The 24,607-nt window shown below is 61.8% G+C and carries 21 protein-coding genes; 6 read left to right on the top strand and 15 right to left on the bottom strand.

What is annotated here, in order from left to right; translation table 11 throughout:
- Positions 1-19: 19 nt before the first annotated feature.
- The 5 genes from HMPREF2617_RS02350 to HMPREF2617_RS02330 all read right to left on the bottom strand — a co-directional run bounded on the left by HMPREF2617_RS02350 (position 20) and on the right by HMPREF2617_RS02330 (position 5,904).
- A complete protein-coding gene (locus HMPREF2617_RS02350; protein ID WP_070839606.1) occupies positions 20-1,783 on the bottom strand; it encodes an arabinofuranosyltransferase AftB family protein in 1,764 nt (587 codons plus the stop codon).
- Positions 1,784-1,808: 25 nt separating this feature from the next.
- Positions 1,809-2,804, bottom strand: coding sequence for a decaprenyl-phosphate phosphoribosyltransferase (locus HMPREF2617_RS02345; protein WP_070423325.1), 996 nt, complete (start codon positions 2,802-2,804; stop codon positions 1,809-1,811).
- Positions 2,805-3,305 (bottom strand): phosphatase PAP2 family protein, encoded by a 501-nt coding sequence (locus tag HMPREF2617_RS02340; RefSeq protein ID WP_070839604.1) that lies wholly within the window; start codon positions 3,303-3,305, stop codon positions 2,805-2,807. It lies immediately after the preceding gene.
- Positions 3,295-5,244 carry a glycosyltransferase gene (locus tag HMPREF2617_RS02335; protein ID WP_141762985.1) on the bottom strand — a complete coding sequence of 650 codons (1,950 nt, stop codon included), beginning with the start codon at positions 5,242-5,244 and terminating at the stop codon, positions 3,295-3,297. The genes HMPREF2617_RS02340 and HMPREF2617_RS02335 overlap by 11 nt, the downstream gene beginning before the upstream one ends.
- A gap of 87 nt (positions 5,245-5,331) precedes the next feature.
- Positions 5,332-5,904 (bottom strand): TetR/AcrR family transcriptional regulator, encoded by a 573-nt coding sequence (locus tag HMPREF2617_RS02330; RefSeq protein ID WP_070568842.1) that lies wholly within the window; start codon positions 5,902-5,904, stop codon positions 5,332-5,334.
- A gap of 73 nt (positions 5,905-5,977) precedes the next feature.
- Here HMPREF2617_RS02330 and HMPREF2617_RS02325 point away from each other — a divergent pair, with 73 nt between their 5' ends.
- The 3 genes from HMPREF2617_RS02325 (at position 5,978) to HMPREF2617_RS02315 (ending at position 8,745) form a co-directional block, all read left to right on the top strand.
- Positions 5,978-6,667 (top strand): GAP family protein, encoded by a 690-nt coding sequence (locus HMPREF2617_RS02325; protein WP_070815705.1) that lies wholly within the window; start codon positions 5,978-5,980, stop codon positions 6,665-6,667.
- Between the two features lie 124 nt (positions 6,668-6,791).
- On the top strand, positions 6,792-8,324 hold the full coding sequence (locus tag HMPREF2617_RS02320) for a SulP family inorganic anion transporter (RefSeq protein ID WP_070839601.1): 1,533 nt from the start codon (positions 6,792-6,794) through the stop codon (positions 8,322-8,324).
- 10 nt (positions 8,325-8,334) lie between these two features.
- On the top strand, positions 8,335-8,745 hold the full coding sequence (locus tag HMPREF2617_RS02315) for a hypothetical protein (protein ID WP_070453285.1): 411 nt from the start codon (positions 8,335-8,337) through the stop codon (positions 8,743-8,745).
- A gap of 9 nt (positions 8,746-8,754) precedes the next feature.
- On the opposite strand, the gene HMPREF2617_RS02310 is transcribed toward HMPREF2617_RS02315, so the two are convergent.
- Complete coding sequence (locus HMPREF2617_RS02310; RefSeq protein WP_070615592.1) at positions 8,755-9,975, bottom strand: ATP-binding protein; 1,221 nt, start codon at positions 9,973-9,975, stop codon at positions 8,755-8,757.
- A gap of 155 nt (positions 9,976-10,130) precedes the next feature.
- Here HMPREF2617_RS02310 and HMPREF2617_RS02305 point away from each other — a divergent pair, with 155 nt between their 5' ends.
- A complete protein-coding gene (locus HMPREF2617_RS02305; protein ID WP_070839598.1) occupies positions 10,131-10,694 on the top strand; it encodes a TetR/AcrR family transcriptional regulator in 564 nt (187 codons plus the stop codon).
- 3 nt (positions 10,695-10,697) lie between these two features.
- Here the strand turns inward: HMPREF2617_RS02305 and HMPREF2617_RS02300 are convergent, their stop codons facing one another.
- The gene (locus tag HMPREF2617_RS02300; protein WP_070453294.1) at positions 10,698-12,290 is read right to left on the bottom strand and encodes a cation:proton antiporter; all 1,593 of its coding nucleotides are present in this window, start codon (positions 12,288-12,290) and stop codon (positions 10,698-10,700) included.
- A 261-nt stretch (positions 12,291-12,551) separates the two neighbouring features.
- Between HMPREF2617_RS02300 and HMPREF2617_RS02295 the strand changes: the two genes are divergently transcribed.
- The gene (locus HMPREF2617_RS02295; protein WP_308313644.1) at positions 12,552-13,505 is read left to right on the top strand and encodes an iron-siderophore ABC transporter substrate-binding protein; all 954 of its coding nucleotides are present in this window, start codon (positions 12,552-12,554) and stop codon (positions 13,503-13,505) included.
- A 21-nt stretch (positions 13,506-13,526) separates the two neighbouring features.
- Here the strand turns inward: HMPREF2617_RS02295 and HMPREF2617_RS02290 are convergent, their stop codons facing one another.
- From HMPREF2617_RS02290 to glf, 7 genes are all read right to left on the bottom strand, one after another.
- On the bottom strand, positions 13,527-14,297 hold the full coding sequence (locus HMPREF2617_RS02290) for an ABC transporter ATP-binding protein (protein ID WP_070423332.1): 771 nt from the start codon (positions 14,295-14,297) through the stop codon (positions 13,527-13,529).
- On the bottom strand, positions 14,294-15,223 hold the full coding sequence (locus HMPREF2617_RS02285) for a FecCD family ABC transporter permease (protein ID WP_244268758.1): 930 nt from the start codon (positions 15,221-15,223) through the stop codon (positions 14,294-14,296). The genes HMPREF2617_RS02290 and HMPREF2617_RS02285 overlap by 4 nt, the downstream gene beginning before the upstream one ends.
- Before the next feature lie 65 nt (positions 15,224-15,288).
- Complete coding sequence (locus HMPREF2617_RS02280) at positions 15,289-16,311, bottom strand: FecCD family ABC transporter permease (protein WP_070568860.1); 1,023 nt, start codon at positions 16,309-16,311, stop codon at positions 15,289-15,291.
- Between the two features lie 12 nt (positions 16,312-16,323).
- A complete protein-coding gene (locus HMPREF2617_RS02275; RefSeq protein WP_070839594.1) occupies positions 16,324-17,226 on the bottom strand; it encodes a siderophore-interacting protein in 903 nt (300 codons plus the stop codon).
- A gap of 303 nt (positions 17,227-17,529) precedes the next feature.
- A complete protein-coding gene (locus HMPREF2617_RS02270) occupies positions 17,530-19,242 on the bottom strand; it encodes an RNA-binding domain-containing protein (protein ID WP_070453310.1) in 1,713 nt (570 codons plus the stop codon).
- 128 nt (positions 19,243-19,370) lie between these two features.
- Positions 19,371-19,607, bottom strand: coding sequence for a hypothetical protein (locus tag HMPREF2617_RS02265; protein WP_070423337.1), 237 nt, complete (start codon positions 19,605-19,607; stop codon positions 19,371-19,373).
- 9 nt (positions 19,608-19,616) lie between these two features.
- A complete protein-coding gene (gene glf / locus HMPREF2617_RS02260; RefSeq protein WP_070839590.1) occupies positions 19,617-20,807 on the bottom strand; it encodes a UDP-galactopyranose mutase in 1,191 nt (396 codons plus the stop codon).
- 150 nt (positions 20,808-20,957) lie between these two features.
- Here glf and HMPREF2617_RS02255 point away from each other — a divergent pair, with 150 nt between their 5' ends.
- Positions 20,958-22,841: an N-acetylmuramoyl-L-alanine amidase gene (locus HMPREF2617_RS02255; protein ID WP_246821678.1), complete on the top strand. Its 1,884-nt coding sequence runs from the start codon at positions 20,958-20,960 to the stop codon at positions 22,839-22,841.
- 18 nt (positions 22,842-22,859) lie between these two features.
- On the opposite strand, the gene glpK is transcribed toward HMPREF2617_RS02255, so the two are convergent.
- Positions 22,860-24,320, bottom strand: coding sequence for a glycerol kinase GlpK (glpK, locus tag HMPREF2617_RS02250; RefSeq protein ID WP_070839587.1), 1,461 nt, complete (start codon positions 24,318-24,320; stop codon positions 22,860-22,862).
- Between the last annotated feature and the right edge of the window lie 287 nt (positions 24,321-24,607).

Raw genomic sequence — 24,607 nt, 5'->3', positions numbered from 1 at the left:
CCGAAACATAGTCCGCTATTCACTCGGTCGGCCAGGCGATTTGTCGGGTGGGGCTGGTGTGACTGAGGTAGTGCGTGGGGTCGTCGTCAAGCGTGAGCGTGCGGCCCGGGCCCAACGAGTAGCGGACGTTGGCCCAGAAGCGGTCCCAGCTCATGGGTTCGCGGGAGGTGGCCAGCAGGTCGGCGATGTCGTCGCTACGCAATGCTTCGCGCGCGTCCTGCGCTTTTTGCCTATCGACGAACTGCGGCAACTTGTCCAGATCCGCATCCGTGTCCGCCACCTGCCACTCCAGGCCCAGTTCCTTGTCGTGGCCGATGCGCCCGTCCGGCACCCGCGGCATGCGCGCGGCAATCGGGGTGGCCAGGCCGACCGTGTCCAGGATGCGCGTGTTCAGCGGCGAGTTCATGCTGGTCATGCCAAGGTTGACCATGTAGGCGGTCAGCTCCAGATCGCGCTGGTCGGTTGCGTCGGGCTGGCGCTCGCGCACAAACCACTTGTAGCGCGTTGGATCAGAGCTCACGACGGCCAGGCTGATCTGGGCGGCGTCCTCCTCGAGGCCTTGCTCGATGGCCTCGTTCCAGTCCCCCATGAGTTTCGAGCCGAGGAAGTCTTCGGCGTACAGGGGTGGGTCGCCGGCGTCGCGGCCGACGGCCATGGTCCAAAAGTCGCGCTCGTCGACAATGCCGAGTTCTTTTTCGCCGGTGTTGTAGGGCTCCCAGTCGATGGGGTGGGCGCGCAGCACGATCACGCTGGCCCACACGACCAGCGCGGTACCGACGGCGGCGGTGACCTTGGTGTACGGCACCGCCATCATCGGCAGCAACAGCGCGAACAGGGGCAGCAGCCACATGCGGCCGTGCATGAAGTCGCCGCCGACGCGCAGTACGTACAGCATGTGCGCGAGTGCAACGCCGGTGGTCAAACACACAATTGCTAATCGACGCCCCCTCGCACCCCACAACAACCACACCGCCACCGCAGCAGCGCCGAGGAGAGGCAGGGCCAGCCAGTAGTAGCCGAAGAAGTCCGCAAAGTACTCCCAGCCGCGGGCCCATTCAGAGCCGCTGGCGGACTTGGCCACCGCGGTGTGCGGGGTGATCAGGCCGTAGTAGCCCATGCGGAACAGTTGGTAGCCGGCGGGAACCGGCAGCGCTACGGCGAGGATGCCTAGCGTTTTGCGGGGGCTAAACGCGATGAGCATGATGCCTGCCACCCCGCCGTAGAGCGCGAGTTCGGGGCGGACCAACCAGGACAGGCCGGACCAAAACGCGAGGAAGTAGCCGGCGTAGGGCGCGCGGCGCTTGACCGGGTCCTCGGCCCAGGCGACGAGTGCCGCCCACCAGATGGCGATCCACAGCAGCGACATGCCCCACTCGAGCCCGGAGGTGGCAAAGTCGCGCGCGGGCGGCAGCGCAATATAGATGATGATGCCGAACGGGATGACGGGGCCGACCCTGCCCCAGAACTTGCCGGAGGCGTACGCGGCGGTGGCGGCTGCTGCGGCGGTGCACAGCAACGCCAGCCACATGGCGATGCTTTCCAGACGGGCATCCGTGAGCCACCCGAACAGCGTGATCAGGTACTGCCACAGGGTGGAGGTGTTGGCCTCCACGCGCTCGCCGGCGTTGAACACGGGACCGTTGCCGGCCAACAGGTTGCGCACGGTGCGCAGGACGATCAGGCCGTCGTCGGACATCCAGCGGCGGGTCCAACCGCCCCAGAATGCGGCAACGCCCGCCACCACGGCTGCGGCGAGCGCGGAGATACGGGCGTTTTTGGTCATTGCGCAGATGTTACTGCGTTTCTGCCTACCAACCTAAGTTTGGTACGACATAGACGGCCATGACGATGCAGAAGATCCAAGCTGCGGCGAGAAGCTGCAGCACTCGGTCCTCGAGGGCGATCTCGTCGGGTGCACCACCCTGACCACCGTCGACGACGGAGGCGTAGCGCAGGATCGCGATCACGAACGGCACCATGGACACCTGGTACCAGATGGCGGCGGTGCCCTCGACGGAGTTGGAAAGCTGGAAGCCCCACAGTGCGTAGGACATGACCACGGCGGTGGCGGACAGGGTCCAGACGAAGCGCAGGTAGGTTTCGGTGTAGCCCTGCAGCGAGCGGCGGATCTCCGCGCCGGTTTCCTTGACCAGCAGCAGTTCTGCATAGCGCTTGCCGGAAGCCATGAACAAGGAACCGAACGCGGCGACCAGCAGGAACCACTGCGACAGCTCGATGTCGGCAGCGACACCGCCGGCCATGGTGCGCAGCATGAAGCCGGAGGACACCAGGGCGATGTCAATCACCGGGATGTGCTTCCAGCCGAAGCAGTAGCCCAGCTGCAGCGCAATATAAATACCGATGACCCAGGCCAGTGCAGCGCCGTCGGTGGCCAGCAGCGACAGGCCGAGTGCCGCGGCGATGAGCACCGCCGCCATGATGTATGCCAGGTTGATCGGCAGCATGCCGGAGGCGATCGGGCGGAAGCGCTTCGTCGGGTGGCGGCGGTCCGATTCGACGTCGCGGGCGTCGTTGATCAGGTAGATCGAGGACGCACCGAAGCAGAACACGATGAACGCCAGCAGGATGTCCACCACGGTGTGGCGGGTGAACGCTTCCGCGCCGGCAGCCAACGGTGCCGCCAGCACGAGGACGTTTTTCACCCACTGCTTGGGGCGCAGCCCCTTGATCATCGCGTCGACGAGGTTCTTCGGTGGGGTTTTCTTCATCACCTGGTCCACACCTGAGGTGTGGGGTTCAGACTTCAGCAGCGGCTCGTCGATAGGTTCTTGCGTGTGTGCCACTTAAATCCTCTTCTCCGCTTCAATCACGGCCTTCGCCGTCCCTGCGCCGAGCAGTGCGCCGGCGAGGGTGTCGGTCGGGTAATGGACGCCGAGCACGTTACGCGACAGCATCATTACGGGCACCAGCAGCCACGGCCACTTCTTTCCGGTGATGTTGGCCAGGTGCGCGGCGGCAGCACCCGTGTTCGCGGCGTGCGAGGACGGGAACGACAGTTGGGAGGGCGTTCCCACCCCGATCTTCACCCGCGGGTCGTTCGGGCGTGGGCGTCGCACGATGCGTTTGAGCACCACGGTTGCGGCGTGCGCGGCGAAGGTGCCAACGCCCAGTGCGAGCCACTTTGAGCGCCGTTGCTTATCGACGACCGCCCCTACCCCGGCTACACCCAACCATCCGAGGTCGTGCTCACCGAAGTATGAGAGCACACGGGCACCTTTGGCGGTGGCGGGAGAATACAGCGCGTCCTGGATGGCGACGAGCAGGTCTGTTTCCTTACTGGGCATCGAACACCTTCCCCCAGTTGTCGTGGCTGGTGAGGTCTTCGCGCGCGTCGCGGTAGATGCGCTTGAGTTCCGGCCAGCGCTGCTTGATGTCGGCGCGCAGCTGCTTTTGCTCTTCAACAAGTTTGTCGGCGAGGGCCTTGTCGCGCTTGCGGAAGGCCACGCCGGTGCCGCCGGCGGTGGACACGGTTGCGGAATCCACACGTGCCAGGGTGTACCAGCGGGCTTCCTCCGCGGTGAGGTTTAACTGCGGGGCATCCCAGTGGGCGCGGTCTTCGTCCTTACGCAGGTGCAGCAGCGCCTTAACGGCCCACGGGATCTTCTTCACCTTGGCTAGGCGGCCGCCGATCTTGTTCGTCGGCACACCCGGCGCGCCGGTGGGTGCGGGCAGTTCGGTCGCGGACGGCAGGACCTGCGCGTCGGAGTACTCGCTGCGGATCTTCTGGATGCGCGGCAACGAGGATTCGAGGATGTCGAAGAGTTGGTCCGGGCCCTTCAGGAAGTCACGCATTGCCTCGTTTTGGATGGCGATGGTGGAGTACTCCATGCAGAAGTAGTGCTTCGCGGTGGACTTCTGCATGTTCTTCAGCATCGCCTCGGGGTTGTCCGGCCCGTAGATGGAGGCGACGATGAGGCGGTTGCGCATGTGGAAGTAGGCCTGCCAGTCGATGGCGTCGTCCTTGTCGGCCCAGGCCATGTGCCAGATGGCAACGCCCGGCCAGGTGACGGTTGGGAAGCCCGCTTCCTTGGCGCGCAGGGCGTACTCGTTGTCGTCCCACTTAATAAATAGCGGCAGCGGCAGGCCCATCTTCTCTGCGACGACGCGCGGGAACAGGTTCATCCACCAGCCGTTGTAGTCCACGTCGATGCGGCGGTGCAGCGGGCGCGAGGTGGTCTTGCGCGGATCCAGATCCTCTTCCTCGGTGCCCACGTAGCCGAGTGGGTACTTGGCAAAGTCGTGGTCGTACACGGCGTGCTTGGCTGCAGAGAACATGAAGATGTTCGGGTCGACGGTCTCGCCGGTGGTGCGCAGCTGGGAGCGGTCCTGCAGGTTCAGCATCTGGCCGCCGACCAGGATCGGCTGCTTGGCGTAGCGCGCGGCCTGCACGGAGCGCACGATGGAGTCCGGCTCGATGGCAATGTCGTCGTCCATGTACAGGATGAACGGCGCGTCGGTGCTGTTGAGCGCCTCGTACATGATGCGCGAGTAGCCGCCGGAGCCGCCCAGGTTGCCCTGGTGGAAAATTTGCAGTTTGCCACCGAGATTCTTCTCCGCTTCGGCGAAGTCCGGCTCGTCCGCCGGATGCTGGTTGCCCTGGTCGGGCATGAGCACATTGCTAATCGACGCCTCCACGTACGGATCCTCAGCCAACGCATGCAACGCGTTGACCGCATCCCGGGGACGGTTAAACGTGGGGATGCCAACGGCGACTTGTTTGGGTTGGGGTGGGACCACGGTGCCGTCGTCAAGCACTTGCTCTTGTGGCTCCTGCGGGGAGCACCACGCCGCATCCGAGATGCGCGTGTCCTCCTCGGCGGTGATGTCGAACCACAGCCAGCCGCCGTCCTCGAAGTTGCCCAGCTTCAGCGGGATCTCCGTGTAGCCGGTCGCGTCCACGTTGGTCACGCTGATGCGGGTGCCGTCGTACTTCGAGCGGTACACCGAAATCGTCGCACGACCCTGAACCGTCATCGCCAGGACGACGGTGTCCAGCTGCGACCAGCGGCGCCAGTAGCTCGCCGGGAACGCATTGAAGTAGGTCTCGAAGGAAACCTCGTTGCCAGCCGGAACCTCAAAACTCGTCCGGTCCGACCAGCGCAGGCGCTGCTTGTTCTGCTCCTGCTCGATCAGGTACAGCATGCGCACGTCGTGCGGCTCGCCCTTCTTCGGCATCAGCACACGCGCAAGCGTGTCCACCGCGAGGTTGTTGCTCGTTTCCACAGCTCTCACTTTCTATTGTGGGCAGTCGGAGTTAAGCGTAATCGCTTCAAAGGTGATTCCTTGGTGTGGCTCGCGGGGTGGCGCGGGTTAGCCGGCGAAGAGGAGGCGCAGGCCCTCACGGAGGTCAGCCAGGATGCGGTCGGCCTCCGATTCGGGAACCCGCAGGTTGTCTAGAGTGAGGCCGTTGACCAGCGCGGTAACCAGGCGCGCTTTGGGCTTTGCGTCCTCCTCACCGCCCATCGCAGCGACAACGCTGTCCTGAAAGTCTTCGAGGACCTCGGTATAGAGATTCGCAATCCAGTCCCGGGTTGCAGAGGCGGAGCCGTACGTGACCCAGATTGCGGCGTCTTCGGAACGCACACCTCCGATCGGGAGGAGCTCTGCAAGCCTCGCCACCCAGGTTTCGAGCTCGCCTTCCCTTTCAGGCACCGCCGCCACCCGCTCGCTCTGGCGCTGGATGGAGCGGATGAACGCGTGAGCCAGCAGGGTGTCCCTGTTCGGAGCGTGGTACTGCACAGAGCCGGCGGCGAACCCGGATTCCTTCGCCACCTCCCGCACGCTCACGGCATCGAGCCCCCGCGACGCAATGATGCGGATGGTCGCGTCGGCGACGGTCGCGGCCGATTCTGAGAACTGATGGTCCAGGGAAAAATCATTCATGGTTGCGCCCCAGTCTAGATTCTCGTACGTTCGTACGGTGTAATACGTTCGTACGAGAGATCCGGAGATCCGCATGGGTTCAGTCATCGCCGTTGTTGGCTTGGCGCTGCTCGACAGCCTGAGCTTGGGCACCCTTGTCATCCCCCTTGCGCTTATCGTCCACTGGCGCGCCGTCCGCGTACCGGCGCTGACCACCTACCTGCTTACCGTTGCGGCGGTGTACTTCCTCCTCGGACTAGGGATCCTCCTCGGGTTCGCCGGCCTGGGCTCAATTGCCGAACGGGCCACGCAGACCGACGTCTTCCCATGGATCACGTTGATACTGGGCGCGGTCCTCGCGCTTTTCGGCATCTTCGGCCCCAACCCCAAGAAGCCCGAACCCGGGCAGTTGCCGAAACGCGCAGCCGGAGCCACAAGCAGTGTGCCAAGCATGGTCGCCCTGGGCCTCGGCGCATCACTTACCGAGGCGGCGACGATGCTGCCGTACATCGCAGCGATGGGCATCATCGGCAGCTGGGAAATCCCCTCCGCGGCAAAAGCCGGGGCCGTGGGCGTCTACTGTCTCGTCATGATCTTGCCGACGGTGATCCTCGCCACCTTGGCGCTGCTCTTCGGCCAGAAGTTCTTCCCGCGGCTCGAGCGCCTCATCCCCCGCCTCGAGTACGAGGCAAAAGTGACACTTCTCTGGATCGCCGCCATCGTCGGCATCTACATGGTGGCGTACAGCTTTGCGACGATCCGCGGCGACCTCCCCGCCCCGTAACAAGGACCGTTTTCGCGCGGCGGCTGCATTGGCGATCGCCTCCCCGGAACCGTTACGGTAGCTACGATTTCCACCCCTCACCTGCTCGAGGGAAACCATCTAACGCATTGAAAACGGTATACCTATGGCTGCCCCTCACACCGAGACCACTCGCGAACCGCTCGCCCCGACGGGCGTTGTGGAATCCTTCCGCTACGCATTTAGCTCCGCCGCGCGGCTTCGTCGTGAAGTACTCGCCGGGCTCACCGTCGCCTTAGCGCTCATCCCCGAGGCGATCGCGTTTTCCATCCTCGCTGGTGTGGACCCCGCGCTCGGGTTGTTCGCCTCGGTGATTATGGCGATCACCATCGCGTTCACGGGTGGCCGCCCCGCGATGATCTCCGCCGCCACCGGAGCTGTCGCGCTCGTCATCGCCCCGGTCGCACGGGAGTACGGTCTGGATTATTTCGTCGCCACGGTCATCCTCGCCGGCGTGCTCCAGATCGTGCTCGCGGCGCTTGGCGTGGCCAAACTGCAGCGCTTCATCCCACGCTCGGTGATGGTCGGCTTTGTCAATGCGCTGGGCATTTTGATTTTCTCCGCACAGCTCGAGCACCTTATCGACGTCCCGTGGCCGGTCTACCCGCTCGTCGCCGCGGGCATCGCGATCATGATCTTTTGGCCCAAGGTCACCGGCGCGATCCCGGGCCCGCTGATCACGATCATCCTGCTCACCGCGGTCGTCGTCGTTGCGGGCATCCGCGTGCCGACGGTCTCCGACATGGGCGAGCTGCCCCACTCCCTGCCCAGCCTGTTCATCCCGGACGTGCCGCTGACGCTAGAAACACTGCGCATCATCGGCCCGTACGCCCTCGGCATGGCGGTCGTTGGCCTGATGGAATCGCTCATGACCGCAAAACTTGTCGACGACATCACCGACACCCACTCCAACAAAACCCGCGAATCCTGGGGCCAGGGCGTGGCCAACATCGCCTCCGGTTTCTTCGGCGGCATGGGCGGGTGCGCGATGATCGGCCAGACGATGATCAACGTCAAAGAGTCCGGGGCCCGCACCCGCCTGTCCACCCTGCTTGCCGGTGTGTTCCTGCTGGCGCTAATCCTGGTGCTTGGAGACGTCGTCGGCATGATCCCGATGGCCGCGCTGGTGGCAATCATGATCATGGTCTCCGTCGGCACCATTGACTGGCACTCCATCCACCCCCGCACCCTGAAACTCATGCCGGTGTCCGAAACCGTGGTCATGCTGGTCACGGTCGTCGCCACGCTTGCAACGAGCAACCTGGCCATCGGCGTGGTGCTCGGCGTGGTCACCGCCATGATCATGTTTGCCCGCCGCGTCGCCCACCTCGCGTCGGTAGAGAAGGTGGCGGAGCTCGACACTGATGGCGACGGCCGCATCGACACCCGCACCTACCGCATCCACGGCCAACTCTTCTGGGCATCCAGCAACGACCTGGTCTACGCCTTCGACTACGCCGACGACGCCGACCACATCATCATCGATCTCAGCCACGCCGAAATCTGGGACGCCTCCACCGTGGCCACCCTCGACTCCATCACCCAGAAGTTCCACAACCGCGGCAAAACCGTCACCATCACTGGCCTCGACGGCCCCAGCAAAGCCCGACTCGACCGCCTCACCGGCCAACTCCCGTAGGCTCTTCGCCATGAAGCCTTACAACTACAACGGCGACTACGACGCCGACGGCCTCCCCATCGGGGGATCTGGAGACCGGAGTGGAACTGGCGGCGGACAGGGTGGCGGATTTCTCGGGGGAAACTCGGTTGATCGCTCGCCACTCGGCGCCCCCAATGAACACCGCACCCCCGGCACGCCCGCCCGCAACTACACCATCGGCGCAATCCTCATCGCCATCTGTGTGCTGTCCTTTTCGTTCCTTTCCGGCGCAACCGCCGTGTTCGTTGGCATCTTCGGCGCCATCGCCGGTGCCGTGTTCCTGATCATGGGTGTTCAAGGCAGCAACGACGCACCCAACCTGGAGCAGCACTACTTCGACTCCCAACCCGAGGTGGACTGGGACGACAACTTCAAGCGCGAGTTCGGCGACGGCCGGTAGGTGGTCGGCCTATGGGCCTAGCGCCCCGATCGGCACAACCACCACACCGTCCGCTCGACGGTGTGCAGGCCCACCAGAGGTGACAACGAGCAACACGGTGTCCTGCTCAAGCTGTTCGTCGAACCTCTTCAGCGTGTCTGCCGCGTGGTCGAGGATCTCCGGTGTGTAACCCAGCTTGACCTCGACCAGGATGTCAACGCCTTCGTAGTTCACCACGGCATCGACTTCGAGCTTCGTGTTGAGCCGCGCATGGTAGACCGTCTTGCCAGTCAGTGCGCGAAGCTCGTGGAAAACGAGCGACTCGAAAAGCTGCCCAAAGTAGCGCGGATCCTGCAACAGTTGCTGAGGACCGCGCTCAAGTGCAGCCATCGCAAAGGACGGGTCCGCGAGGTGACGCTTGGGTGACTTGCGCAAGGTTGCTTTCGACCGCAGGTGCGTAGACCACGCTGGCTGATCCACCGAAATAAAGATCCGCGATAACGCGTCGAGATAATCACGTGCGGTTTCACGATGCATGTCGATATCAGTCGCAATTGTTTGCAGATCAACCTCTGTAGCAACCGCGCGAGAGATGGACTGCATTATCCTGCGCACACGCTCCGAGTCTCGCGAGACTTCACCCACAGTGTGGATATCCACATCGGCGACCGTCTGCACGTAATCACGGACGTTCTCTATCGCGTCATCCAAGGAAAGGTCCGCGTTGTAAGGAAGGCCTCCGCGACACATTCGCTCAGCAAGCTCAGTCAGCGTCAAGGCAGGAGTTGCAAACTGAGGCGCATTGCCCGCAGCAATCTTGCTGAGGGATGCAGAACCTTCTGACTCTCCCGACTCGAACAGGGTCATCGTCGACATCGTTAGGCGCGCAAATCTTCCAGCACCAGAGTGGCGGGTTGCGTCCACTCCCGGAGCGGTGGAACCCGTGAAGATGAACTGTCCCTTCGCCTTACGAGAATCAATCTCGTGCCGCGCAAAATCCCAAAGACGCGGTTGCAATTGCCACTCGTCGACGAGGCGAGGGGTGCCACCTTCGAGCAGTACACGTGGATCGGTCGCCATCGCCAGCGGGACGCTCGGATCAGTTTCAACATTCAAGACACTCCCGGCCTGCCGGCTCGCGGTTTCCGTTTTCCCGCAGCCCTTCGGCCCTTGAATGAGCACTCCACCTTGGCGACGAAGAGCGCTTTCGAGTTGGCCATCCGCAAGCCTCGGAATGTATGAGTTTGACATGCCAAAACCATAGCCGACTACCTGCATATTCGACACTTTGAAACGGTTTTGTTCGACATTCTGAAACGATTTCGTTCCGCACTTTGAAATTCTGCGAGATAGTCGGCGGAACACGTCTCGCCGAAACGAAATAACCAGTCCGTAGACTCAGGGGCATGCCGAAGATTACTGAGGACACCGTCGCCGAGCACCGCGCCGTACAACACCGCGCAGTGCTTGACGCCGCCGAGCGCCTCATCGTCGAAAACCACGGCAAGGTGCCCACCCTGGCGGAGGTTGCTGCCGCGGTCGGTCTCGCGCGACCCAGCGTGTACCGGTATGCAAAATCCCAGCACGACCTGCTGGTCCAACTGCTCATCACGGCAACCGACGAGTGGAACGCCGAACTTGAGGCCAAGATTAAGAACGCGCCGCCGGAACCCCACCAGCGCATGCGCGCCTACGTGGACGCCACCCTGGACCTCTTCGCGCATGGTGGCCACGGCCCACTCATGGCGGCGGCGAAGAACTTCCCGGAGGCGTTTGCCGACGACAACGTGCAACGCTCCCACGCCGGATTCCGCACCATCGTGGCGGACTTTTGCCCTGGCGTATCAGCCGTGGATATCGCGCTGCTCAACTCCGCCATTGCGCGTGCAGCCGAGTTCGCCGCCACACCGGAGGCGTTCAAGGCGGCGCGGGAGACGTTATATGCGATGGCGGATGTGGTCGTCGATTAGCAACTAGGACTCCCACTTCACCATCTGGCTTGGGCGTGCGAGCACGTTGCGCTTGCTGGCCACGATAAGACGGTCCAGGTCAGCCTGCACCGCGTCCACATCCGCCGGGTTGTACTGGCGCTCCCTGCGCGCCCGGTGCAACTCGGAGCTCGCCGCCTTAAGCGCAACCTTCTGCATTTCAATCGCGCTTTCGCGAGCGCGCTCGAAAGCTGCCATGCGCTCGTCAGTGCTTTCCGGATCCTGCAGGCGCTGCTCCGTAATCGAGTTCAGCCACTCCTGCACCATCGTGTACGCCTCCGGCGCATGCTCCTCGCCGTGTTCGCGCACCGCCTTGTGCGCCGCCGCGTACGCCCGCTGGTTCAATTCTTCAATTGCCCGGTCTGCTTCTGGGCCTTTTTGCAGGTCCATCTTCCGTACCAGCCATGGCAGCATGAGGCCGGGGATCACCATCGTGCAGGTCAGCACCGTCAACGCAATGACGGACAGTTCGTGGTGGTACTCGGTTGCCGACGGCGGGATAGCCAACACCAGCGCCAACGTGACCAAACCGCGCATGCCAGACCACGCCATCAGGAGCACCTCCTGCAGGCGCAGTGGCGACACGTGCGTGCGACCCTTGCGCACGTTCAACTTGTACAGCACCCACATCCAGGCCAGACGCACCACAAATGCGACGACAGAGAGCACCACGCCGACTTGTACGGCGGGCCAAATATAGGTGCCGGCGGTGTCGATAGCATCACGCACGCTCATGCCGATCAACCCGAACGCCACGCCCGTGAACAGCAGCTCCACTGTTTCCCAGAACGAGTGACCGGTCAGGCGGTCCTCCGCTGTCATCGTGGAGCGCGACGACAACTCCACCGCGGCGATCACGATCGCGATCACGCCCGAAGCGTGGATCGCCTCACAACCCGCATAGATGGCGAACGGCAGCACCCACGTAAACGCGGTACGGATCACGGAATCTGGCACCGAGTTTGCAAACAGCGCAGCTAGCCTGCCGACGATCAACCCCACCACCACAGCAACCGCCGCGGCATAAAGGAACTCAACGAATCCCTTGGTGAAGTCCACTTCACCCTCTGCAATCACCGCAGCCATGGCGATGTTGAAGGTGACAATCGAGGCGGCGTCGTTAAACAGCCCCTCCGTCTGCAACGTTCCGGTGATGCGCTTCGGAATGCCAGCCGGTCCCGCCACCGCGTCGACCGCGACTGGGTCCGGCGGGGCGATCGCCGCCGCCAACACCATCGCGGTAGCCAGACTCACACCCGGCAGGATCCACATCGCCGTCGCCGTCAGCGCCGCGATAGTAAGGAACACCAGGATGACCGACATGGTCAGCACCACGTTGAGCTGCGAGCCGATCTGACCCCAACTCGTGCGCCTGGCCAGCGACCACAGCAGTGGCGGCAGGAAGATCGGCAAGATCAGGTGTGTGTCAATGGACACCGTGTCAATGCCTGGAATGAAAATCACCGGCGCCACCACGATGGTCAGCAGCGCCGGCCACGGAATGCCCGTGCGCTCACCAACCGCAGCGACAATGACGGTGGCCAGCAACAATCCGATTAGCGCAATAAACGTTCCCACGCTGGCTCAGCTTACGACGCTGACGCTGGTTCCTCGCCCATCTGCTGAATTCACAGAAATCCGATATCGGCTTCCGCCGGCGACGTGTTGGACGTCATCGGCGACTCCGACATCAACCGGTACCTCGTCTCGACGTTCGTCGCCCCGGTCCCGAGCGCCCAGACAAGGATTGTCACTTAGGCAAGGCATGCCTTAGGGTAATCACGTTAGGTCAGGGAGACCTAACGTGAAACTTTTTGACCACCTACGAAAGGTGCAACCTTGGCACTCTTTACCTCTCGCGCCCTGAAGGGGATCGCAGCCACGTTCACTGCGGCGCTCATGCTTGCCAGCTGCTCCAGCGGATCAAGCGATTCAACAACCGCTCCCGAAACTTCCGATGTTAACGGGTCAGAGGAGCGCATTGTGACAATGGGCCTCGGCGACGTCGATACGGTCCTTGCCCTGGGCGAACAACCGGTTGGTTACGCCACCTGGCAACAGGAAGGTACGGGGGACCCTTCCGGACTTGGACCGTGGGCCAAGGACAAGCTCACAGTCGAACCAAACCCGCTCCGGGACACGACCACCGAGTTCAGTACTGACACTGCCGAACAAGTTGCCTCGCTCAACCCGACAAAGATCATTGCAGTGAATAGCGGCCTCGAAGCCGATAAGAGGGCATTACTCGAGCAGATTGCACCAACCACCTTCCACTCGGATGAGTACCAAGATTGGCAGGTGCCATGGGACGAACAGATTAAGGAAATCTCCAAGGCGTTGAATAAGGAGGCCGAAGGCGAAAAGCTCATCGCCGACTCCGAGAAGGCCTTCCAGGATTTCCGTGAAGCGCACCCCGAGTTGCAAGGCAAAACAGCGGTAATCGGCATGCCTTACGACGGAAAGTTTGGCGTCTACACCTCGGGCGACGGCCGCGGCTCCTTCATCGAAAAACTAGGGTTCAAGATCCCGGAGAAGTTCAACGGCGATGGCTCCAGCTTCTTCCTTGACTGGTCCCCCGAGAACTACGCCGACTTCAACGACGTGGATTACCTCTTCGTGCTGGACTACTACGGCGCAATCGATGCTCTGAAGAACGACGCCACCTTCATGGACCTCGATGTGAATAAGCGTGGCGGGGTCTACTGGTTAGACACAGATACCGCCAACGCAATGAGCATGCCGAACCCCCTCACGATCCCGTACGCAATCGATCAATTCAAAAAGCAGCTCTAGAACACCAGGCAGAAGTGGTGCTTACCGGGGTACAACCAGTGGCCCCCCGTTTACCGGGTCTGTTGCCACGACAGCAGGCAGATGAAAAACACGGTCCAGTAAGGACTCGGTGAGCACCTCGGCGGGCGCACCGACCGCTTCCACCTCGCCACGCTGCATCACGATGAGTTGATCTGAGTAGCGTGCAGCGAGGTTCAAGTCATGCAGCACCATAAGCACGGTTCTCCCCTCCTGATCAGCGAGACGACGTACGAGTGACAAAACCTCGACAGAGTGAGACAAGTCGAGATAGGTCGTAGGCTCGTCCAACAACACGAGCGGAGTCTCCTGAGCTAAGACCATCGCAATCCAAGCGCGCTGACGCTGACCACCAGAAAGTCGCTCGAGCGGACGGTTTGCAAACTCCGTGATATTGGTCAGTTCCATCACCTCATCGACCACACGTGAATCCTCAGCCGAGCTCTGTCGCAACCAAGATCGATGTGGGTGGCGTCCACGGCCAACCAAATCATGCACTGTCAGCCCCTCGGGAGCCACCGGAGTCTGTGGCAACACTGCAAGCTGACGCGCAATCTCGCGGCGCTTCAGATTCGCCATGTCCACGCCGTTCAGCGTTACCGTGCCGCAGTCACGTGTAAGAAGCCCTGCCACAGCACGCAACAGCGTTGACTTGCCACAACCGTTTGGGCCGATGATTGTGGTGATTCCGCCTTTGGACACGTCGAAATCAATGCCCTTGAGGATGACGGAAGCGCCATAACTTACCTTAAGATTTCGGACCTGAAGCATCATATGGACACCTTTCGTGTTGCACGCAACAGCGTGTAAAGCAGCACTGCGCCACCAATTGCAGTTGTGGCTATTCCCACCGGCAGATTCCCCGGCACCAGGGTTCGCACCGCCAAGTCAGCGACGGATACGATCGCCGCGCCAGTAAGCATCGCGGTTCCTAATGGCGGCGTTGCTGCATGTGTGATCTTGCGTCCGATCTGTGGTGCGACAAACGCCACGAAGGCTATCGGCCCAGATGCCGCAATGCCCATCGATGCCAGCATTACAGCCATTAGCATGAGGATCAGCTGGGTACGCCGGGGCTCTACCCCGAGACCAGCAGCAGTGTCCTCCCCCAAAGAGAGTGCCTCAAGCTTGAAGGCTACCCACCGCAATAGTGGAATGACGACCGCCAGTGCAATGAGTACAGCGATGGCGTCGTGCCAACTAGAAGAACCCACCGAACCGGTCACCCACGCCTGCGCCTTGCCTACATCTCGATAGTCAGCACGAACAAGCAGGAACGAGTTGTAGGCCATCGCCAGCGCATTGATGATGATGCCGGCGAAGACAAGCTGGAAAGACCCTAGTCCAGCACCACGACTCAGCCACCAGATTGCCGCAGATACGGTCAGTCCCCCGAGGAATGCACTGAGCGGCACGCCCAATACACGCAGCATCATCCCGGCACTTCCACCAGCGAGTAGCGCGGTCAACGCGAAAGCGGAGGCACCCGAGGTGACCCCCAAGATGTCCGGACTCGCCAGTGGGTTCCTTGTAATGGTCTGGAAAATTGCCCCGGCAAAGCCCAGCGCAGCACCTACCCCCAGCGCCGTGACCACTCGTGGCAGGCGCCACTCGAGAACTACAGTCCGGGTCAACTCTGCCGTTTGGCCCATGAGAGCGGAAACTACGTCTCGAACCGATAGCTCGAAATCTCCAACCATCACGCCCCCGAGGGCAGCGGCTAGGGCCAGCACCGCAAGAGCAGTGTTTATCGCAAAAACCCGCATCAGAGTTTCGTCCCCTTCCGCAAGATATGCAGTGCAAATGGGGCCCCAACGAAGGCGAGTGTGATGCCCACCTGTAATTCTCCAGGGCGCGCGATGACGCGACCAATAACGTCAGCAAGCAAGAGCAACGTCGCCCCAGCCAGCGCGGAACACGGCAGCACCCAGCGGTAGTCCGGGCCGGTGAGGCTACGCACGAGGTGCGGAACAACCAGGCCAACGAACCCGATCGGTCCGGCTCCAGCCACCGCTGCGCCAGTAAGCAATGCAACCAGGACGATACCCAAGGTCCGCGCGATAGAAACTCGGACGCCAAGTGCATTTGCCACGTCATCCCCCAAGTTCAGGAGGTTTAGCTGATTCGCTGAAGCAAAGGCGCCCACGAGCCCAAGAACAATCACGGGAGCAAGGACCGTGACCACCTGCATATCGCGTCCGGCGATAGCACCCGCTGTCCAAAACCGCATCTCATTAAGGCTTCGCGTATGCGTCAGTACGATGCCGCTCGTCAGCGCAGAACAAACCGCACCCAACGCGGAACCACCAAGCACCACCGTGATCGGCGTAGATCCCAGGCTTCTCATGCTGAGCACGAACACAAGCGCTACCGCAAGTATCGCCCCGAGAAATCCCACCCCGACAGTGCCCAATACCGTCATTGACCCATGAAAGGAAATGGCTGCTGCCACAGCAAGCGCCGCGCCAGGCCCGACGCCCAGCAGGTTTGTGTCTGCTAACGGGTTTCGGGTGTGTCCCTGCAGCAGTGCGCCCGCAGTGCCCAACGCTGCTCCCACCAGCAGACCAAGCAGAGTGCGCGGAACACGGAGCTGCGCGATGATCTTCGCCTCATCGCTGGACGCCTCAGGCTGTTCGTCTGCGCCCGAGAACGCCAGCATGAGTCCATCACGAACCGCGCTCACCGTCGCCTCGAAACCCATTTCGCGCGCCCCGATCAACAGCGACACCAGCGCTGCACACACAGTGGAAATCACAAGGAGGGCGACAAGCCCAACACGTTTAGTCACGCTGTAACTCCGTTACCGCCAGTACCCCATGAACGACACGTGGTGACGAGGCACTCCCGCCTCACCCACCAGAAGCCGCCGCATCGCCGTCACAGCCGTATTCTTCCCAGCGATCCAGTAATAGGTATGTCCCACGGTATCCGGCGTGGAAGCTATGGACTCACCACTGCTGGAATACGTGGGTGTCTCCCAGACTTCATCGAGCTGGGCTTCATCCACAAGGCCAGTTTTTCCAGTTTCCAACGAAGCGGAGGCACAACGGGATCCAACTTCCTGTTTCAGCTGCGCAAGAAGCAAGCCTCCGTAGTCGAAGTCACCCTCTTCACGAAAGTGCCAACGGATATCAACCTGTGAAGGGGAGTCGATGGGCAGGTGATTGCCGGCGGGCACCTCGATATCAACCGAACCGGCGAGCCCCTCGGGCCAATCCCCCAAGATACGAGCCATTGCAGGCAACGCGGTTTCATCGCCGTAAAGACGCACAATCGCAGCAGATCCGGGGTCAAACTCAATACCAACACCGGAATCATCGTCGCGGGTTGGTCCAATAATCAGCAGCTGCTGCCCAGGGTGTGCGTCCTGCGCCCACGCCGAGGCGGGACCGGGACTATCGCTGTGCAAAACAAAATCCACATCCAATTCGTCAGGACCTTCAGCACTTCGCCGGAACTCCCGAATGGAATAGGTACGCAGGTGTCCGCGCATATGCTCCGGCATCGCACGCCACGTCTCCCACCACCCCTCTTCCGGAAGCTCGAACAGACCGCTGGCAGGCGGGATCAGCAGCTTGATACGCAAATCCCTGATAGGAACGGCGGGTCCCATGTCGTCGACCCCGGTGAACGTCACCCGCTGGAAACTCGGCGCAATGCGTTCACTGCGGACGACGGTTGCAAGGAAAGGTCTAAAACTCACCCCGCAAACTATATAGGCTTGCCTATCCTAAGGAAAGCATTGAGGTGAGCAGTCCCGGCGCCCGTGTAGCCGGCCAAACGGCTAGTCGCCTTTAAGACCGGTGACGGCACGGGCGCGGGCATCATCAACCGCCCTGACATCAACCGGTACCTCGTGTCCGCCTTCGTCGCCCCGGTCCCGAGCGCCTAGCCACCCGGTTGCGGAGTTGTTTGAAACAACTCCGAAACAACTCTTCGCAAAACTCACCCGAAATTAAACCATCGACGCAGGTCACAATAGTTGTTTCGAGTTGTTTTGAGTTGTTTATACCGAAACCCAACGGACACTCGGGCCTCGCGTTGGGCTCCCGTCGGCGATTTTCGCTTTCCCTAGGTCCCGAAGGTGGCGAAGGATTCGGCTCACTGATTCACGCTCGACGCCGAGTTCATTCGCAACCTCACGAGCGTTCAGGGACTTCCCCTCGCGCAACTGAGCAACGATCCAGTCCTCGGTAGTCACGGATGCAATCACAGTGGAACCGTTTTCCTCAAACGCCGTCCGTGCTCGAGCAGACAATATCCACTCGGGGGCATCCCGCAAAGGTTCTAGGAAGCCCTGACTTGCGTACCACCCCAAGTATTCTTGGGCCTGCGCTTCCGGGACTTGCATGAGTCGGGCCGCCGTGGACGTCATCAAAATCTGGTTGTTCGCCAGATGACGCGCCACTAAGAGCCCATTTACGCTATTGAATATCGCCTCTCCGAACTCAGCACGCAGCAGGTACAGCGACTTAATAAAAGCCGAATCGACGTTTCCGGCGGGCAACGTGACCTCCACAAACGGTCCATCGGCATTCAGACTAGGCGCTTGTCTACCACTGGCGAGCATGGAGACCCACATGCGATCGAAGCCTCGCGAAGACTCTTCAGCGAGGCCCAACCGCCGCAATGCACCCATCAGAATCGGGTTACGCGGGATCGATTGGGTGGTCAGAATCCTTTCCTCAGGCACGCCGACAGGGAGACCACCAGGAGACCAAACGGTCAGACTGGTCGGAGACTGATCAACAACGATTGCAGTGGTCGCTCCCCAGTCGCGGTGCGCGAATGCGTTGGAAACAATTTCGTCTACAGCAGCCGCAGGAAACGCCGGAATGGGAAACTCTTGCCCGTTCGGGAGTTGCACTCGCGCAATTTCCTGCGACGTGTGAGCCTTAATCAACGCACGAAGCTGTTCTGATGCAGTAATCAACGGTGCGGAGATCTCGGTGACTTTCGGATCGCCACTGGGCACGTCGCGAAGCAAGTGTCGCACGACCGTCCGGTTGCGCAGCGGCTGCATGAAGAGAATTTCTGCCGCAAAGGTCAGCGCGCCATCGGGCGTAAACAATCCCAACTCACTGCAGAGTTCAAGACTCGTCTGGGGTACAGGAGAGTCATCACCCAAGGCATGCTTCCGGTTGGCAAGGAGTGCTTTAGCCTGCTCAATTGCCTTAGGATCGAGATCTTCAGGGCTTCGTCGAGACGCAGTAGCGCTCAGGTCAGGGTTCGAACGGGACAGGTGAATACTGCGACGCTCATCCTCGCCCAGAGGGACGCAGTTTTTCCCGACACGTTTACTGGCTTGGCCTTTGGAACGCTGATACAGCGCCATCCCCCGTGGGATGCGCAATGCAATCAAACGCTTGCCGCAGCGCTCGATTTCAGAAGCTTCGACCTGAATATGAGGCTGCGTCTTGCTGTAAATCTTTTCCACCAACCAGTCGCATGAGCGATCGGTGCCAGTGAACGCAGCAGGGCCTGCCTTCTTGTCATTGACGCCAAGGACGATGTAGGCGACACCGCCGTCGGCGTTGGAGAAACAAATGACCTCGTCGACAAGAAACTCCACAAGCCCCGCATCGGGGTTCTTGTTCATCGGGTGGACAGCAGGATCTTCCTTGAAATCCAGTACCTGGGATTCCCAGCTCCCAGCGCTATCTCCGGCCTCAATTGCCGACAGCGCTTCCTCCACACCCTCAAAACCCGAATCGAGCATGGGCTCAGAATAACAAAAGTTGTTTCAAAGTTGTTTGAAACAACTCCGAAACAACTTACCGCAAAACTCGCCCGAAATCAGCCCATCCGAGCAGGTCAGAATAGTTGTTTGGAGTTGTTTTGGGTTGTTTATAACTCGACCGTCGTGCCGTCGATCACCTTGGACGGCACACCGATCTTGCCGGCGGCGCGCACGTCAGCGAACCCGTCAAGCGAGTCGCGCAGGGTGAGGAAGCGTTTGAGGTTGCGCAGGTTGGTGACGTCGAGAAGTTCGGCGTCGCCGAAGGCCTGCGGGTCTGCCTTAAACTGCGCGATCACGTCCGTGCAGTCAGGGCAGTCGGGGTGAACGAAAATCTCAGCGCTCACAAGTACCTCCTAGTGGCCGCGCGGCTGGGACAGTGGCTCGCCGGACTCGAAGAACGGACGGAGCTGGTTGTCGAACAGGGTCAGTGCAGACGCGATGGCCATGTGCATATCCAGGTACTGGTAGGTACCCAGGCGGCCGCCGAAGAGGACGTTGTGTTGTTCGGATTCTTCCGCCGCGAGTCGTCGATAAGCCTCGAGCTTCGCGCGGTCCTCGGGGGTGTTAATCGGGTAGTACACCTCGTCGTCACCCTCGGCGAAGCGGGAGTATTCCTTGACAATGACGGTCTTGTCGGTGGGGTACTCGGTGCGCTCCGGGTGGAAGTGGCGGAACTCGTGGATGCGGGTGTAGGGGACGTCGGCGTCGTTGTAGTTCATCACCGAGGTGCCCTGGAAGTCGCCGGTGTTCAGCACTTCCTGCTCAAAGTCGAGGGTGCGCCAGCCGAGGTGGCCTTCGGCGTAGTCGAAGTACTGGTCGAGCGGGCCGGTGTAGACCACTGGTACGTCGGGGTTTTCGGCGCGGATGTCGTCGCGGACGGTGAACCAGTCGGTGTCGGTGCGGACGTCGATAAGTTCGTGCTCTGCCATCTTCTCCAGCCAGGCGGCGTAGCCGTCGACGGGCAGGCCTTCGTACTTGTCGTTGAAGTAGCGGTTGTTAAAGGTGTAGCGCACCGGCAGGCGGGAGATGATCTCCGGCGGCAGGTCAGTCGGGTCGGTTTGCCACTGCTTGGCGGTGTAGTGCTTGACAAACGCCTCGTAGAGCGGCTTGCCGATCAGGGCGATGCCGCGCTCTTCCAGGTTGGTCGCGGCGGCCGGGTCGAGGCCTTCACGCTGCTGTTCGATGAGCTTCTTCGCTTCGTCTGGCGAGTAGTACTTGCCGAAGAACTGGTTGATCAGGCCGAGGCCCATGGGGAATTGGTAGGCGGTGCCGTCGTGCATCGCAAACACGCGGTGCTGGTAGTCGGTGAACGAGGTGAAGCGGTTGACGTATTCCCACACGCGCTCGTTCGACGTGTGGAAGAGGTGCGCGCCGTATTTGTGCACCTCGATGCCGGTTTCCGGCTCTTGCTCCGAGTAGGCGTTGCCGCCGATGTGGTTGCGCTTTTCCACCACCAGCACGCGTTTGCCCAGCTCGCTCGCCGCTTGCTCGGCCACCGTAAGGCCGAAGAACCCTGATCCAACAACAATGAGGTCGTATGCCATGCGGTCTATTTTCGCACAGTTGCTTATCGACGACACCACGCCGCGACACGCCACAAAAGCCTCAAGTCTTTCTTGAGACTTTAAATTGCACTACACTGCGTTCCAGTCACAATTGCCACTATTTTCACAAGAAGTGTCAGGAGTTTTACCGTGCAACAACGCCGTAGTCTTCAGGGCGGTGCGGTCCAACCACGCCGGGCCGTCATCCTGCCTGTCGTGGTGTCCGTTCTCCTCGTGGTGGCTCTCGTCGCTACGCAAGTGTTCAGCGGCAACCGCATCCTCCACGTCCAATCCCTCGGCGCCGGCGCACCCGAGGTGTACAGCGCGTCCGAGTCCTTCGCGTCGGGTGCGAACATCACTGTCGACGACGCCGCCATCCGCACCCAAGGCGGCGAAGAAGGCGAAGTACGCCGCGTGGTCAAGGAGTTCACCAACGACCGCGACTTCTCCATCGTCGGCCTGACCTGGACCGGCGACCGCGACATTGCCGCATTCGTCCGCTCCCAGAAGGCCGACGGCACCTGGTCCGAATGGTTCGAAATGGACCCGATCGACCCGCCGAAGGGCAGCGACAAGTTCGGCACCGAACCGATCTTCGTGGGCAAAACCAAGCGCGTCCAGGTCTCCACCGGCGGCGTTGATCTTCTCGACGGCGGCCGCACCGACTCCGGCGCACCCACCACCGCCAAGGACCTCCAGGCCGTCTTCCTCGACGGCGGCGAAGGCCAAACCCAAGGCGGCATCAACCCGGTCGCGGACTCCTACACCTGGGGCATGCCCAAGGTGATCACCCGCGCACAGTGGGGTGCAGGGTCCAGCCAGGCCCCGTACTACTCCGAACCAACCACCGCAGCGACCGTGCACCACACCGCCGGCTCCAACAACTACACCGAGGCCCAGGCACCGGGCATCGTCCGCGGTATCTGGACCTACCACGCCCGCAACCTGGGCTGGGGTGACATTGGCTACCACGCGCTCGTGGATAAGTACGGCAACATCTACGAAGGCCGCGCAGGCGGCATGGACCGCAGCCCACAAGGCGCACACGTCGGCGGATTCAACCAAAACACCTGGGGCGTCTCCATGCTTGGCGATTACCAAAGCGCCCAGCCCACCACCGCAGCACTGCGCGCCATGGGCGAAATCATCGGCTGGAAGGCAGCCGTCGCCGACTTCAACCCAATGGGCTACAGCTACCACCAGGCAGAATTCAGCTTCAAGGGCTCCAAGTACGCGGCTGGCCAGGGTGCATCGTTTAGCAACATCAACGCCCACCGCGACTTCCACTACAGCACCTGCCCAGGCGACAACCTGTACTCCAAACTGCCCATGATCCGCGCCACCGCCGCAGCGAAGTACCGCACGCTCAAGGCCGGCAACCGCGCAGGCCTGGGCAACCGCGGCACCGAGTCGACCGCTGTCACCACCACGGCGCAGTCCCCGGCATTGCCAGGCGACACCGGCAATCAGGGCAACACCGGCAACAACGCCACAGGCGTTCTCACCGGCCTGACCTCCGGCGACCCGATCGCCATCGCCACCGCGGCCGGCACCGTCATCGGCGCAATCCTGCTGTTCCTGGCTGCACGCGACATGCTCCCCGGCGTCAGCGAACGCCAGGGGGTGGAGGTCTTCCAGGGCCTCAACCTCGCACAGGTCTCGGAGTTGGCCCAAAAGATTGGCCCGGCCGTCGGCCCAGCGCTCAACGCCTTCGGTGCCACCGAGGCCGCCGCCGTCTGGACCGCGCTCGAGCCCACCCTGGGCAAACTCATCGCAGGCGTTGGTGGACCGACCGGCCCGGCAATCACCTTCTACTCCAACGGCATCGCCGCGCGTAATGACCAGGGCGAGATCATCTCGCTCGTCGGCAAGATTGCGGAGACCTGGCTGCAGCAAGGCCTCGACGCCGGCCCGTTGGGTATGCCGATCACCCGCGAGTACTACCCGACCACCGACGTCGTGCGCGTCGACTTCGAAGGCGGCTCCATCACCTACAACCCGGTCACCAACGCGGTGGACATCTCCACCCGCTAGGCCCTCGCAGGCTCGGGCCTAGGCAAGATCTAGACAGCGCTCCACCGCGTCTTCCCACGCGGTGACCAGCCGGTCCCGTTCGGGGCCGGCCATTTCGCTTTCCCAGGTGGTGGAGGTGCCGAGGGATAAGGGTTCGTCGATAAGCGAAATGCCCATCGCCGCCGCCGACGCCGCCCCCATCACCGTCGTCTCCGTATTCGCGGGTCGCTCCACCGTCACGCCGAGGATGTCGGCCTGCATCTGCATCAACAGGTTGTTCTCCGTCATGCCGCCATCGACCTTCAGCGTCGTCGGGTCGCAGCCCATCGCACACACCACCTCACGCGCCTGCAGGCACGTCGCCTCCAGCGCAGCCCGAGCAATGTGCCGCTTATCGACGAACCGCGTCAACCCCACAATCACACCCCGCGCATCCGGACGCCACCGGGGTGCGAACAGGCCGGAAAACGCAGGCACAATCACCACTCCCCCGCTGTCTTCGACCTGCTCCGCGAGGGTTTCCGATTCAGCGGCGGTGCTCAGGATGCCGAGCTGGTCGCGCAGCCACTGAATCAACGACCCGCCCACGGCCACCGAGCCCTCCTGCGCGTACACCGGCGGCTGGCCCTGCACCTGGTAGGCGACGGTGGTCAGCAGGCCACGGTCGCTGAACTTCGGCTCGGCACCCGTGTTGAGCAGCATGAACAGGCCGGTGCCGTACGTCATCTTCGCGTCGTTCTCATGCAGGCCGCCTTGGCCGAACAGTGCGGCCTGCTGGTCGCCGAGCACGCCCGTGATCGGCACGCCCGCCAGCGGACCCCGCGGACGGATCTTGCCAAAGTTGCCCACAGACGGCCGGATCTCGGGAAGGATTCGGGGTGGGATGCGGAGGTCGTCGCAAAGCTGCTCGTCCCAATCGAGGGTCTCCAAATCCATGAGCAACGTGCGCGACGCATTGGTCACATCCGTCAGATGCAACGCCTTGTCCTTGTCCTTCGCCCCGCCCGTGAGGTTCCAGATCAGCCACGTATCCATCGTGCCCGCCAGGAGTTCGCCCTTTTCGGCGCGCTCGCGAGCGCCTTCGACATTGTCCAGAATCCACGCCCACTTCGGCGCCGCAGGATACGAATTGTGCAAAAGCCCGGTCTTACTCAGGTACTTCGTGGCGTCCCCGTCGTGGTTCGTGCGGGTGTCCTGCCACACGATCGCGTTGTAGATCGGCTTGCCGGTTGCTTTGTCCCAAATCACGGCAGTCTCGCGCTGGTTGGTCAGCCCGAGAGCGTAAATGTCCTGCTCAGCGATGTCCTTGTCAGCAAGTGCTTCGCTGAGCGCCCGGCGTGTGTTACGCCAGATCTCCATCGGGTCGTGCTCCACCCACCCCTTGCGCGGCATGATCTGCTCGTGCTCAAACTGCGCCTGGGTGATGACCTTCCCGTCCGTGCGCGTGATGCACACACGTGTCGACGTCGTACCCTGGTCAATCGCCGCAATCAAAGCCATGCGCGTGATTCTACGGTGGGCAGGGGTGCGGGTTGGGTTGTTGTGTGGGTTTCTGGCCCGTTTCCGGTGCTTTTCTGGCGCTTTCTGGCTCGTTTCCACTGCTTATCGTCTAGCTTCCGCTGATCGTCTAGCTGCATTTTTGCCGAACCAGACGATCAGCTAATTACTGAAAACCGTGTTCATCATCACCTGGGGAAATACCTGGTCCTCCCCGAGGCCGTCTAGCTGGATTCGAGGCGGAGCTAGACGATGAGCCGAACTAGACGTGTTATGTCCATGAACATTTT

Origin of the sequence: Corynebacterium sp. HMSC070H05, from assembly GCF_001837615.1 — a bacterium.
In the GTDB taxonomy this organism is placed as follows: Bacteria; Actinomycetota; Actinomycetes; order Mycobacteriales; family Mycobacteriaceae; genus Corynebacterium; species Corynebacterium coyleae.
This window is presented reverse-complemented; position numbering and strand designations above follow the sequence as displayed.